Source organism: Flavobacterium xinjiangense, assembly GCF_900142885.1.
In the GTDB taxonomy this organism is placed as follows: Bacteria; Bacteroidota; Bacteroidia; order Flavobacteriales; family Flavobacteriaceae; genus Flavobacterium; species Flavobacterium xinjiangense.
On the sequence record NZ_FRCL01000006.1, the window covers coordinates 177,493 to 192,073 of the forward strand.

The 14,581-nt window shown below is 33.7% G+C and carries 11 protein-coding genes; 2 read left to right on the top strand and 9 right to left on the bottom strand.

Features of this window, described 5'->3' with window-relative positions; all coding sequences use genetic code 11:
• Nucleotides 1-87: 87 nt before the first annotated feature.
• The 7 genes from acs to BUC23_RS09360 all read right to left on the bottom strand — a co-directional run bounded on the left by acs (nt 88) and on the right by BUC23_RS09360 (nt 10,645).
• Nucleotides 88-1,995: an acetate--CoA ligase gene (gene acs, locus BUC23_RS09330; RefSeq protein ID WP_073208788.1), complete on the bottom strand. Its 1,908-nt coding sequence runs from the start codon at nt 1,993-1,995 to the stop codon at nt 88-90.
• 530 nt (nt 1,996-2,525) lie between these two features.
• On the bottom strand, nt 2,526-3,995 hold the full coding sequence (ilvC, locus tag BUC23_RS09335; protein ID WP_073208789.1) for a ketol-acid reductoisomerase: 1,470 nt from the start codon (nt 3,993-3,995) through the stop codon (nt 2,526-2,528).
• Between the two features lie 114 nt (nt 3,996-4,109).
• Nucleotides 4,110-4,634, bottom strand: a complete 525-nt coding sequence (ilvN, locus tag BUC23_RS09340) for an acetolactate synthase small subunit (protein WP_073208791.1) — start codon at nt 4,632-4,634, stop codon at nt 4,110-4,112.
• A gap of 111 nt (nt 4,635-4,745) precedes the next feature.
• Complete coding sequence (gene ilvB, locus BUC23_RS09345) at nt 4,746-6,443, bottom strand: biosynthetic-type acetolactate synthase large subunit (RefSeq protein WP_073208793.1); 1,698 nt, start codon at nt 6,441-6,443, stop codon at nt 4,746-4,748.
• 133 nt (nt 6,444-6,576) lie between these two features.
• Nucleotides 6,577-8,250 carry a dihydroxy-acid dehydratase gene (gene ilvD, locus BUC23_RS09350; RefSeq protein ID WP_073208795.1) on the bottom strand — a complete coding sequence of 558 codons (1,674 nt, stop codon included), beginning with the start codon at nt 8,248-8,250 and terminating at the stop codon, nt 6,577-6,579.
• Between the two features lie 53 nt (nt 8,251-8,303).
• Nucleotides 8,304-9,419 carry a 3-isopropylmalate dehydrogenase gene (gene leuB / locus BUC23_RS09355; protein ID WP_073208797.1) on the bottom strand — a complete coding sequence of 372 codons (1,116 nt, stop codon included), beginning with the start codon at nt 9,417-9,419 and terminating at the stop codon, nt 8,304-8,306.
• 50 nt (nt 9,420-9,469) lie between these two features.
• Nucleotides 9,470-10,645, bottom strand: a complete 1,176-nt coding sequence (locus tag BUC23_RS09360; protein ID WP_073208907.1) for a 2-isopropylmalate synthase — start codon at nt 10,643-10,645, stop codon at nt 9,470-9,472.
• A 154-nt stretch (nt 10,646-10,799) separates the two neighbouring features.
• On the opposite strand from BUC23_RS09360, the gene BUC23_RS09365 reads away from it, so the two are divergent.
• Nucleotides 10,800-12,344 carry a hypothetical protein gene (locus BUC23_RS09365; protein WP_073208799.1) on the top strand — a complete coding sequence of 515 codons (1,545 nt, stop codon included), beginning with the start codon at nt 10,800-10,802 and terminating at the stop codon, nt 12,342-12,344.
• Between the two features lie 155 nt (nt 12,345-12,499).
• Here the strand turns inward: BUC23_RS09365 and BUC23_RS09370 are convergent, their stop codons facing one another.
• Together BUC23_RS09370 and BUC23_RS09375 are read right to left on the bottom strand one after the other, a co-directional pair.
• Nucleotides 12,500-12,790, bottom strand: a complete 291-nt coding sequence (locus BUC23_RS09370) for a putative quinol monooxygenase (RefSeq protein WP_073208801.1) — start codon at nt 12,788-12,790, stop codon at nt 12,500-12,502.
• Between the two features lie 2 nt (nt 12,791-12,792).
• On the bottom strand, nt 12,793-13,386 hold the full coding sequence (locus BUC23_RS09375) for an NAD(P)H-dependent oxidoreductase (protein ID WP_073208803.1): 594 nt from the start codon (nt 13,384-13,386) through the stop codon (nt 12,793-12,795).
• Nucleotides 13,387-13,482: 96 nt separating this feature from the next.
• On the opposite strand from BUC23_RS09375, the gene BUC23_RS09380 reads away from it, so the two are divergent.
• Nucleotides 13,483-14,376 (top strand): LysR family transcriptional regulator, encoded by an 894-nt coding sequence (locus BUC23_RS09380; protein ID WP_073208805.1) that lies wholly within the window; start codon nt 13,483-13,485, stop codon nt 14,374-14,376.
• Nucleotides 14,377-14,581: the final 205 nt, after the last annotated feature.

Below are 14,581 nucleotides of genomic sequence, written 5' to 3' on the forward strand. Positions count from 1 at the left end.
AGTGGACACATTTCATTATTTTTAGAAGCCAAACAATTAATCCAGTCCAAAAAAAAGCTGTTTGATTACAAACAGCTTCTAATTCATTTACAATTTTCCTTCTTTTATTTCATCAATAACTTCAGGATTCAATAAGGTCGATGTATCACCAAAGTTTGAATAATCACCCTCGGCAATTTTACGCAGAATCCTACGCATGATTTTTCCGGATCTTGTTTTTGGCAAACCAGAAACAAATTGAATTTTATCCAACTTGGCGATGGGACCAATGTGATCGGCTATGTGTTGATTAATTTCTTTGATCAGATTTTCTCTATTTCGATATTCTCCAGTTTCTTTTAGAGTTACAAAACCATACAATGCATTTCCTTTGATATCATGGGGGAAACCTACAATCGCCGATTCAGCAACTGCAGGATGCTCGTTAATGGCATCCTCAATTGGAGCTGTTCCCAGATTGTGTCCTGAAACAATAACTACGTCATCTACTCTACCTGTAATTCTATAATAGCCAACTTCATCACGCAAAGCGCCGTCTCCTGTGAAATATTTTCCCGGAAAAGTAGAGAAATAAGTGTCTTTATACCGTTGATGATCACCCCAAATGGTACGGGCGATTCCAGGCCAAGGAAATTTAATGCATAAACTACCAACCACTTGATTCCCTTCGATTTCATTTCGTTTTTCGTCCATCAAAACAGGTTGAATTCCAGGTAATGGCAAAGTAGCATATGTTGGCTTGGTTGGAGTCACAAATGCAATTGGCGAAATCATAATTCCACCGGTTTCAGTTTGCCACCAAGTGTCTACAACTGGGCATCTTTTATCTCCTACATGGTCATTGTACCAGTGCCATGCTTCTTCATTTATGGGTTCTCCTACCGATCCAATAACCTTTAAAGATTTCAAAGGATATTTTTGCACATATTCTAAGCTTTCTTTTGCCAAAGCACGGATAGCTGTTGGAGCAGTATAAAATTGAGTGACTTTGTGTTTTTCGATAATTTCCCAAAAACGGCTAAAATCAGGATAAGAAGGAACTCCTTCAAAAATAACAGTTGTACCGCCATTCAGTAACGGACCATATAAAGTATAAGAATGCCCAGTAATCCAACCTATATCAGCGGTGCACCAAAATATGTCATTTTCTTCATGATTAAAAACATTTTTAAAGGTATAGGCTGTATAGACCATGTATCCCGCAGTTGTATGCACCATTCCTTTTGGTTTTCCAGTAGAGCCAGAAGTGTAAAGAATAAATAATGGATCTTCGGCATCCATTATTTCGGCTACATTGTTGTCAGATGCTTCATCTAAAAGAGGTTGCAGCCATTGGTCTCGTTGCGCTTTCATATTGACTTCTGTATTTGTTCTCTTAACAACAAGTACTTTTTCTACGCCAGGACAGTTTGTCAATGCCTCGTCAATTATTCCCTTTAAATCAATAGTTTTATTTCCTCTAAATCCACCATCAGCAGTGATGACCATCTTGCAATCGCTATCATTTATTCTTGTCGCTACTGCGGAGGATGAGAATCCTGCAAAAACTACCGAATGGATCGCACCAATTCTGGCACAAGCCAAAGTTGTAATGGCTAATTCAGGAATCATTGGTAAATAGATACAAACGCGATCTCCTTTTTTTATTCCTTGTTCCCGCAATACATTTGCCATTTTACAAACGCGTTGGTGCAATTCATTATAAGTAATATGTAATGCTTTGTCAGTAGGATCATTAGGCTCAAAAATTATCGCCGTTTTATCTCCTCTTTTATTTAAATGTCTGTCAATACAATTTTTTGTAATATTTACTTTAGCCTCCGTAAACCATTTTACTTCTGCTTCAGCCATATTAAAGTCAACCACTTTATCCCATTGTTGGTACCAGGTAAAGTTTTCTTCTGCTATTTTTCCCCAAAATTTTCTTGGTTCACGAACTGATTTGTTATAATGTTTAAAATATTGTTCTAAATTTTCAATTTTATAATAGCTCATGTTTTAATTTTTGATAAAAGTATCAAATCTCTCGCTATTCCTAAAATTATTTAAAATATTAATTTCTATAAAAAAATCATTATCACGTAAAAAAAATAGCTATTTACTGAAGATTTGTTGGTTTTTTATTGTTTTAGATAAAAATGTTTAACACAAAAAAAAGCGAGATAGATTTTCTCTACCCCGCCCTTAGTCTCAACAAAATATAACAACAAATAATTTAGTAATAATTAACCCTAATTTCTAAATATACTAACCAAAATAATTTAGATTTTATAACAATATAGGTATTACCAAAACCTTCAATAATAAAACCATTACTTTTTTTAAAATGAAAATAGTTTTTACAACTCTATTTAAAATAAAGGAATTACTTCACTTAACTCTCAGCTCGTTTGGAGTTAAGTGAATGTAATGTGCATCGATATCCTTTTTCTCTTAATAAGTGCTACTAATTCAAAATACTATGGATTCAAATGATATAATGCAGATCCCAACACACCCTCATGCGTGGTAATTCCTAATTTTTATTATCCTATTTTTTTCATCGCAGTCATAGATTCTCTCAACCACTCTCCTACTTCTTCAATAGGATGTTGACGAATACTTTTATTTACTGCAATAAGTACCGCATTATCTACTCCGTTTGAAGTTGAGAATGGTTTTCCTATAACGTTTGTGTCTACCGTTTTCATAAAATCAACCAATAAAGGCTTGCAAGCATGGTCAAAAAGATAACAACCGTATTCAGCTGTGTCAGAAATGATTCTGTTCATTTCATATAATTTTTTTCTTGCCACAGTATTAGCAATCAAAGGCAGCTCATGCAAAGATTCATAGTAAGCAGATTCTTCAATGATACCTGATTGTGTCATGGTTTCAAAAGCTAATTCTACACCGGCTTTAACCATGGCAATCATCAGAACTCCATTATCAAAATATTCTTGTTCTGAAATATGTGATGCTGTTGGTGCCGTTTTTTCAAAATTTGTTTCTGCAGTAGCAGCTCTCCAAGTCAACAAATTGATATCATCATTAGCCCAGTCAATCATCATGTTTTTTGAAAACTCACCGGAGATAATATCATCCATATGTTTTTGAAATAAAGGACGCATGATATCCTTTAATTCGTCCGCTAATTCGTATGCTTCAATTTTTGCTGGATTAGAAAGGCGATCCATCATATTAGTAATTCCACCATGTTTCAATGCTTCAGTTACCGTTTCCCAACCGTACTGAATTAATTTTGAAGCATAAGCAGGCTCAATTCCTTTTTCAACCATTTTATCGAAACATAAAATAGAACCTGTTTGTAACATTCCACAAAGAATGGTCTGCTCTCCCATTAAATCCGATTTTACTTCCGCTACAAATGAAGAGTTCAATACTCCTGCTTTGTGACCTCCGGTAGCAACTGCATACGCTTTTGCTTGCTCAAAACCTTCACCGTTTGGATCATTTTCAGGGTGAACCGCTATTAGTGTTGGTACACCAAAACCTCTTTTATATTCTTCACGAACCTCAGATCCAGGACATTTTGGAGCACACATAATAACGGTGATGTCTTTACGAATCTGCATTCCCTCTTCAACTATATTAAATCCATGCGAATACGCTAATGTTGAACCCTTTTTCATCAAAGGCATGATTGCTGTAACTACAGCTGTATGTTGCTTATCCGGCGTTAGATTGCAAACCAAATCAGCAGTTGGAATTAATTCTTCATAAGTTCCCACTTTGAAACCATTATCAGCAGCATTCATAAAAGAAGCTCTTTTTTTAGCAATTGCTTCAGCGCGCAATGCATAAGAAATATCTAAACCTGAATCTCTCATATTTAATCCTTGATTTAGACCTTGAGCTCCACAACCTACAATAACTACTTTTTTTCCTGCTAATGCTTTTATACCATTTGCAAATTCTGACTGATCCATGAATTCGCAAACTCCTAATTGTTCTAATTGTAATCTAAGTGGTAATGAATTGAAATAATTTGCCATTTTTTTTTAATATTTAATGAATGTAAAATTTAATAATTGATAAGGTTTATTTACTGAAGAATTAAACAGATTAGCACTTTGCAATTGCGAATAGCGATTGCAATGAAACACTGATTACAGTTTAAGATCTTCTAATAAAGTTGATATTTCCATTTTTTCTTTGGAAACAGATATTCTTCCGGAACGCACAAACTGCATGATTCCGAAAGGTTTTAATTTTTCATATAATTCTTCAATTTCAGAACGTTTTCCTGACTTTGAAATCACAAAATAGTCTCTTGAAACTGTAACTATTTCAGAATGACTTTCTTTTATGATGTTTTGAATTTGTCTTTCGTCAAAAAGTAAGCTGGAATGTATTTTGAAAAGTGCATTTTCTAAAAAAATGGTTTCTTCATCAACATGATAAAAAGCTTTAATAACTTCAATTTGTTTTTCTATTTGTCCTACAATATTTTGCACCCATTTTTCCGTTGTATCCACAACTATAATGAATCTTGAGACATTTTCAATCTCTGATTCGGATACATTTAGACTTAATATATTGATGTGACGTTTCAAGAATATTCCAGATATTCTGTTTAATAAGCCAACGTTGTTTTCTGAATAGACAGAAATGGTGAATGTTTTATTTTCCATTTTTTTTTGTTTAAAGTTTTTTTGTTTAACGTTTAAAGTTGAGTACGATTCTTATTTGTACTATTAGTGTTTTCATTCCAACAACTTTTAAACCTTAAACTTTAAACTATTTTAAGACAAACGAATGTCTGAAACTGATGCTCCTGTTGGAATCATCGGGAATACGTTATTTTCTTTCTCTACCATAACTTCAAGAAAATAAGATTCTTTTGAAGCCATCATTTCAGCAACTGCTGCGTCTAAATCTTCTCTTTTAGTTACTTTTTTAGCTTTGATATAATATCCTTCAGCGATGGCAGTAAAGTTTGGATTAATCATTTCCGTTGAAGCATATCTTTTGTCAAAAAACAATTGCTGCCATTGACGAACCATTCCTAAAAATTCATTATTCAATACCACAATTTTCACTGGAACTTTCGTTTGAAAAATAGTTCCCAACTCCTGAATGGTCATTTGAAAACCTCCATCGCCAATAATTGCTACCACTTCGCGATCTGGCATTCCCATTTTGGCACCGATAGCAGCCGGTAAAGCGAATCCCATGGTACCTAAACCACCTGAAGTCACATTACTTTTAGTCGAATTAAATTTGGCATAACGACAAGCAAACATTTGATGTTGCCCTACATCCGAAACCATAATCGCATCTCCTTTTGAGTGTTTATTGATCATTTCGATTGTTTCACCCATCGAAATTCCCTTGTCATTTGTAGGGTTTAATTCCTCATTTATAACAGATTCTAGTTCGATTTTATATAATTCTTTGAACTCGTTGTGCCAAGATTCATGCGTTTTACTTTCAATAAAAGGAAGTAAAGCAGCTAGCGATTCTTTTACATCAGCCAAAACAGCAACAGTAGTTTTTACGTTTTTATCTATTTCTGCCGGATCAATTTCAAAGTGAATTACTTTGGCTTGCTTCGCATAAGTAGCTAAATTTCCTGTCACACGATCGTCAAAACGCATTCCAAGTGCTATTAAAACATCACATTCGTTGGTCAAAACATTTGGACCGTAATTACCGTGCATTCCTAACATCCCTACGTTTAATGGATGATCTGTCGGCATTGCAGAAAGTCCCAAAATAGTCCACGCAGCAGGAATTCCTGATTTCTCCACTAATGCTTTTAACTGTTCTTCGGCTTCGCCAAGAATAATTCCTTGTCCAAAAACGATATATGGTTTTTTTGCATTATTGATTAGTTCCGCAGCCTCTTTAATTTTTTCTAGGTTTAAAGTCGGTTTTGGATTGTAACTTCTAATACTAGTACATTTTTTATAACTGAATTCGATTTCGTCAAACTGAGCATTTTTTGTAATATCAATTAATACGGGACCTGGACGACCTGATTTTGCAATAAAAAAAGCTTTAGCCATAATCTCCGGAATTTCAGAAGCTTCTGTAATCTGATAATTCCATTTGGTTACCGGAGTTGAAATTCCAATAATATCTGTTTCCTGAAAAGCATCAGAACCCAATAAATGTTTTCCAACTTGGCCTGTAATACAAACCATTGGCGTAGAATCAATTTGAGCATCGGCAATTCCCGTAACTAAATTTGTTGCTCCAGGGCCAGAAGTAGCAATTGCGACACCCACTTTTCCCGTTGCTCTTGCAAATCCTTGGGCAGCATGCGTTGCCCCTTGCTCGTGACGTACTAAAACATGATGCAATTGATCTTTAAATTTATATAATTCGTCATAGACTGGCATGATGGCTCCACCTGGATAACCATAAACTAAGTCTACTCCTTCTTCTAATAAGCATCGAATAACGGCTTCTGCGCCAGATATTTTATTTGTTCCCATGGGTACGTTTATTATTTTTCCTAACTCAGCACTCTTCGAAGAGAATGATCCAAGATTGATATAGTATTCCTATTTTTTTATTTTAAATAAAAGTCCAAACCCTATTATTATCTCCCTTTGGGAAATTTGAATATTATTTATCGGTTACACATCCTTCAGAGGCACTTGAGACCGAACGCATATATTTAAGTAAGACTCCTTGCTTTATAGGTGATTCTGGTTTCTTCCAATTGGCTTTACGTTTTGCAAATTCTTCGTCTGATATTTTCATATTGATAGTATTTTTTACAGCATCAATTGAAATCACATCACCGTTTTCTATTAAAGCAATTCCTCCACCATCATATGCTTCTGGTGTAACGTGTCCTACTACGAAACCGTGAGAACCTCCAGAGAAACGTCCGTCAGTAATTAAAGCAACAGTACTTCCTAAACCAGCTCCCATAATTGCAGATGTTGGTTTAAGCATTTCAGGCATACCTGGTCCTCCTTTTGGTCCGCAGTACCGAATAATAACCACGTTACCTGGCTTGACTTCGCCTCCTCTAATTCCTTTAATTACATCATGCTCGTTTTCAAAAACTACTGCTGTACCTTCGAAAAACTCACCTTCTTTACCACTAATTTTAGCGACACACCCTTCTGAAGCAATGTTTCCGTATAAAATCTGAATATTTCCAGTAGCTTTTAAAGCTTTTTGAATTTCGTGAATCACTTCTTGTCCATCATTCAAATCAGGAACTACAGCTAAGTTTTCAGCAATTGTTTTTCCTGTAACGGTTAAACAATCTCCATGTAAAAAACCTTCTTTCAATAAATATTTCATTACAGCAGGAACACCTCCTACATTATGTAAATCTTCCATTAAGTATTTTCCGCTTGGTTTTAAGTCAGCAAGTAGTGGAGTTTTATCACTAACATCTTGAAAATCCTTTAAGGTAAGATCAACGCCCACTGAATGCGCCATAGCGATTAAGTGCATAACCGCATTAGTAGAACCTCCTAAGACAGCTACAATCGTAATTGCATTTTCGAATGCTTTACGAGTCATGATGTCTCTAGGTTTTATATCTTTTTCCAGTAATATTCTTATTGCTTTACCAGCATCAGCACATTCTTGTTTCTTTTCCGGACTCAAAGCTGGATTCGAAGAACTGTATGGTAAACTCATCCCTAAAGCTTCAATTGCTGACGACATAGTATTAGCAGTATACATACCACCGCACGCACCCGCTCCTGGACAAGCATTTTGTATAACTCCTTTAAAATCTTCAGGTGTAATAGTGTTATTAAATTTTTTTCCTAATGCTTCAAAAGCAGAAACGATATTCAAATCCTCACCTTTCCATTTTCCCGGATGAATTGAACCTCCATAAACCATAATCGAAGGACGATTTACTCTACCCATAGCCATTAGGGCTCCCGGCATATTTTTATCACAACCAGGAACAGCGATCATACCATCATACCATTGTGCTCCCATAACAGTTTCTATAGAATCTGCAATTACATCTCGTGAAACTAAAGAAAAACGCATTCCATCATTACCATTAGAAATACCGTCACTTACACCAATAGTATTAAAAATCAAACCAACTAAATCTGCTGCCCAGACCCCAGTCTTAATATCCTTAGCTAAATCATTTAAGTGCATATTACAAGGGTTTCCATCATAGCCCATACTCACAATTCCTACCTGCGCTTTTTTAAGATCTTCTTCAGTTAATCCAATTCCGTACAACATGGCTTGTGAAGCTGGTTGTGTTTCATCTTGTGTGATTATTTTGCTGTATTTATTTAATTCCATTATTTGTTAATTTGTATCTATTATAGTTTTGGGACTAAGAAATTACGTTACTATTAAACGATTGTAGATTGTCCTATTTTGATATTATCAATTTTAAAATATAAGTCATCTTTGCTCAAAATGACGTTTGAAATAAAATCACCCACTTCATTGGTTCCAAATTTTGAATCTGCATTTAAGTCTACTGTAACTACATTATACTCGATGGCTTTTTCTACTGCCTCATACACTTTTTTAGCTTCTTTGTGCAGTCCAAAATGTTCTAACAACATTGCTGCAGATAAAATCGAGGCAATTGGATTCGCTATGTTTTTTCCGGTAGCCTGGGGGTAAGAGCCATGAATAGGTTCAAAAAGAGCATTTGTTTTCCCTAATGATGCCGATGCTAATAATCCAATGGAACCTGTAATTACACTAGCTTCATCAGATAATATATCCCCAAATAAATTTTCAGTCAATATCACATCAAATTGTCTTGGATTAAGAATAATTTGCATCGCTGCATTATCGACAAAAAGGAAATCCAACGCTACATCAGGGTAATCTTCACTCACTTTTTTCACCACTCTTCTCCATAATCTGGATGTTTCAAGGACATTGGCTTTGTCAACCATAGTCACTTTTTTTCGTCTATTTTGCGCACTTTTAAACGCTAAATGGGAAATTCTGATAATTTCTTCTTCCGAGTATTCACACAAATCAGAAGCTATTGTCCCAGTCTCATTTAATTTCTTTTCACCAAAATAAACTCCACCAGTCAGCTCTCTGAAAATGATGAAATCAGCATCTTGTATTATTTCTTTTTTTAACGGAGAGGAATTTAAAAGCGAAGCATATGGTTTTATAGGTCTGATATTAGCAAATAAACCCAATGATTTTCGCAATTTTAATAAACCTTGTTCTGGACGCACTTTGGCATCCGGGTTATTATCGTATTTTGGATCACCGATAGCTCCAAATAAAACGGCATCGGTATTAAGACAAAGATTCAATGTTTGTTCCGGAAGAGGATTACCTGTTTTATCAATGGCAATAGCTCCAACAAAGGCATCTTCAAAAACAAATTCATGGTCAAAAACCAATCCAATAGCATATAACGCTTTCTTCGCTTGTAAGATTACCTCTGGTCCTATTCCGTCTCCTGCTAGTGCTGCTATTTTTAAGTTCATGGGATTTTTTTTTAAAATTGTGTGCTAAAACTTTTATCTAACTATTTGTATTAACTTCTAATTAATTCACTTTGTATTTTGCAGACTTCAATAATTTGATGAATATCCGCATCTAAGACTTCTTTTTTGATATCTGCAAATCTCAAAAACTCAATATAGACAATATCAAGTTGAACTTTAGTAAGTTCGTAACCTACTTTTTTGGCTCTGTAAGCTAATGCTGCTCTACCGCTTCTGGCTGTAAGAACTATTGAAGATTCATTTACACCAACATCCAATGGGTCCATGATTTCGTAAGTTGATCTATTTTTAATAACTCCATCCTGATGAATTCCGGAACTGTGTGCAAAGGCATTAGCGCCCACAATAGCTTTGTTAGGTTGCACAATCATTCCCATGCTTTCTGAAACCAATCGACTCATTTCATTCAATTTTTTTGAGTCGATATCAGTATATAAGTTCAAATAAGGATGTTGTTTGAAAATCATAACTACTTCTTCAAGTGCCGTATTTCCTGCTCTCTCCCCTATTCCATTGATAGTACATTCTATTTGTCGAGCTCCATTTACTGCACCCGCAATAGAATTGGCAGTAGCCATCCCTAAATCATTATGACAATGACAAGAAAGAATCACATTTTCAATCCCTTTTACGTTTTCTCTAAGATATTTTATTTTTGCTCCATATTCCTCCGGCAAACAATACCCTGTGGTATCAGGTATGTTAAGTACTGTAGCACCTGATTTTATTGCTTCTTCACATACTTTTGCCAAAAAATCATTATCTGTTCTACCGGCGTCTTCAGCATAAAACTCTACATCTTCTACATACGATTTAGCATGCGAAACAGCAAATTTTGCTCTTGCTATAACATCTTCTCTTGTAGTATTAAGTTTGTGTATGATATGAGAATTTGAAGTTCCAATACCTGTGTGAATACGAGGTTTTTTTGCATATTTTAAAGCGGCTGCTGCAACATCGATATCATTTTTTACTGCTCTGGTTAAACCGCAAACGGTAGCATTTTTTACAATCTTGCTTATTTCTGTAACAGATAAAAAATCACCTGGACTAGAAACAGGAAAACCAGCTTCAATAATGTCAACTCCCATCTCATCTAAGCGATTTGCTATAACAAGTTTTTGTTTGGTATCTAGTTTACATCCTGGGACCTGTTCTCCATCTCTTAAAGTGGTATCAAAAATTTGAACTTTCTCTCTATTCATTTTCATTTATTTAATGTAATTTCACATCTTCATAACAAAAATAGATTTCAATACTTAAATATAAAATTCATTTTAACCAAATATACTGCTTATAAAGCAACTAATAAAGACTTAATGTCTTTATTTACAGTGTATTACACTTCTTTATTTTACAATGGCTAACCATCAAAAAGATTTTTTATTTGTTTTAATAAAATCCCTTTCAAAGTCTGAAAAGAGACAATTTAAGATTTTTGCAAGTCGACTGGAAACAAGTTCAAATACAAAATTCATCGAATTATTCAACATTCTGGACAAGTCCGAAGTGTATGATGAGAAACTTATTTTGAAAAGTGGTATTATAAAAAAAGTGCAATTATCAAACTTAAAATCGTACTTATATAAACAAATATTAGTCAGTATCCGGTTGAATATTCCTAGCCAAAACATTCGCTACCAATTGCGGGAACAAATTGATTTTGCAGCTATTTTATACAACAAAGGTTTATATAAGCAAAGTTTGAAAATCTTGGATAAAACAAAAATTGCAGCTTTAGAAAATGACGAAAAACTCATGGCCTATGAAATTGTCGAATTTGAAAAACTTATTGAATCCCAATACATAACTCGAAGTATTCAAGGTCGAGCCGATGAACTAGTTATACAAGCAAAAGAATTAAATTACAGGAACACCATTTCCAGTAAATTATCCAATTTATCACTGCAGTTGTACGGAATAATGCTTAAAACAGGATATGTAAAAAGTGATGAAGAATATAAATACATTGATAATTATTTCAACAAACATATTGCCAAATTAGATGAGAAAAAATTTGGATTTCGGGAAAAATATTGGTTTTACAATGCTAATCTTTGGCGTAGTTTTTTAGTACAGGACTTTTTAGCCAGTTATAAATATGCTTATAAATGGGTAACTCTTTTTTATGATAATCCCAATATGATTTATCTGAATCCAGTCTTTTTCTTAAAAGGGAATCATTATTTACTGGAGTCTTTATTCATGTTAAAATATAAATCCAAATTTAAAAAATATTTGTTTCTACTGGAAGAAACTATCAATGATCCTCGTTTCCCTGTAAATGATAATATTGCATCGTTATCTTTCTTGTATTTGTACAACAACAAATTAAACTATCATATTCTGGAAGGCACCTTTGCTGAAAGCGAATATCTAATTCCTGAAATTTTAAGTAAATTAAAGTTGCATAGCGAGCATCTTGATGAACATCACGAAATGTTGTTTTACTATAAAATTGCCAGCATCTATTTTGGAAATGAAAAATATGTTGAATCGATATTCTATCTGGAGAAAATTATAAACAACAAAAATCTTTCCATGAGAGAAGATTTGATGTGTTTTGCCCGATTATTGAGTTTAATTGCTCATTATGAATTGGGTAATGATTACTATTTAGAAAATCAGTTGAAAAACACCTATAAATTTTTATTAAAAATGAATGATTTGCATGAAGTGCAAAAGGAAATCATTAAGTTTTTGAAAAACTTAAACTCCATATATCCTGGCGATATTAAGAAGGAGTTTATTAAAATGAGAGAGCGATTCATCGAATTAGAAAAGAACACTTATGAAAAAAGAGCGTTTCTTTATCTCGATATTATTTCCTGGTTAGAAAGCAAAATCGAAAACCGAAAAATCAGTGATATTATCAAAGAAAAGGCAAAATTGAGCAATCGATAGTATCGTTGCATTTAATTAGTCATTTCGACGAAGGAGAAATTTCAAGAATTACTATCTTTATGTGATTTCTCCTTCGTCGAAATGACAAAATAGTTGTATTTTAGTCTTCAAATTAGCTTCTTAAAAGTAAATATCGAAGAATAATGCCTTAATTATTAAGCTAATTTCTCCGTTCTAAAAACAATCGGAGTTTCTTGCAACAGTGTTTTAGCTTTTTCAAAAAAAGATTGAATGTAAGATTGCTCATTGTGATTATCCAAACCTTTCTGATTTTCCCAAATCTCATGAAAAATAAAAGTATTGAAATCATCACAATTTTGATGCAAATCGTATTGTTTGCAAGCCGCTTCTTGAGTGGATTTTTCAACTAATTCTAGTAATAGCGATTTTACTAATGCTGAGTTTTCCGGTTTACTTTTAAGAATAACTGTTAGATTGATTGCCATAATTAATTTAAAAATAGTTGTGTTAAATGGTTTTGATACACTTTAAGATCATTTTCAACATCTGGATTTTTTTCAATATCATGAAAGTGAATACTTTGCAACGGTTGCATTCCTGTAAAAGCGTTCATTCGGTGAAAACCAAATAACGGTCCTTCATCAACACTATGTTGGTCAAAAAATTCTCCCGGTAAAGTAAAAGCTTCTTTTGGAGCATTCCAAGAGGTAGTCAGCATATAATTTTTGCCATGAAGCATTCCCCCTGTTCCGTAATTCACGGTTGGATTTTCTGCGGTACGTCCATCACTTTTGTAGATTCCTTTGGCATGGCCTTCCGTAAATACTACATCAATGTATTTCTTGAAACCATGTGGCAGCTGAAACCACCAGATTGGTGTGTGATAAATGATTACATCTGCCCAAGCAAATTTCTCCACTTCTGTAGCAGGAATATAATCATCATTAATGTTCGTTGTTTTTACTTCAAAATCACTATTGCTTTTGAAAAAATTAAAGGTTTCATTCGAAATGGTTTCATTAAATCGTCCTCCTGAATGGCCAAATTTTTGTCCGCCATTAATTATAAATATTTTTGTCATGATTTATTTTTTTAATTTGATGGTACAAAGTTAGAACGAGAAAGTCTATTATTAAAATAACATAATTCATACCTTTGTATCATAATTATAATAGTTATGGTAAATTTAGAATGGTATCGAACTTTTAAAGCGGTTTACAAAACAGGAACTTTGACAAGTGCTGCAGAAGTATTATTTATATCTCAACCTGGGGTCAGCCTGCATTTGAGTTCTTTAGAAAATTATGTAGGTTATAAATTATTTGATCGCACGGGCAGAAAAATGGTTCCCACCGAAAAAGGTAAAGTACTGTACAATTTCATCATTGAAGCATTAACAAAACTGGAGGAAGCCGAAAAAAATTTCCAAAGAAGTACCGAAAAACATACACCAACCATTAGCGTGGGAATGTGTTTTGAAACTTTTCAAATTACTCTGGAACAGTATATTTCGACTTTTCCATTTAATGTTATTATTCAATTTGGGGAATATCCTGAAATGGTAGAGAATCTGGAGAAAGGAATTTTAGACCTAATCATCACACCACAAATGGTGGTTAAAAACGCAATTGAATATCAAGCATTTTCCTCGGAAACTATTGTACTTGTTGGCGGAAGCGAAATTGATAATTTGGAATTCAACTTAATAGAAAAAAATGAAAATATAGAAGAAACCGAACTTTGGCTAAAGCAACAAAAATGGTATGGAACAACGGGAGACATGGAGCATTTGCGCCGTTTTTGGCAGCTAAACTTTAATAAATACCCTGATTTTCGTCCTAATTATATTGTTCCCAATCTAAACTCTATCATACGTTGTTTGAGCAGTGGAAAAGGATTAGCAGTGATGCCGGATTTCTTATGTCGCAAAGAAATTGATAATGGTTCAATAAAACTGATTTGGGAAGGAAAAAATCCACTTAAAAATATTCTTTATTTCGCAACTAGAAAAAAAACGATATATCTGGAAGAAATAGCACTAATTAAGAAAATTTTCATCGAATTGAACTAACTTTGTTAATCAAGATTTTTTTGCTTTTATAAATACTAAAATTTTAAAAATATGAATGGGTTCTTCAAAACAATACTAGCTGGTTACGGCGCCAAAAAATTAGGTGGCGGCTGTTTCGGAACAATTATTATTTTTATAATTATCTATTGGATATTAGGTTATTTTTAGAATTAAAACTCTAAAAACAACCTAATTATATGTTCAA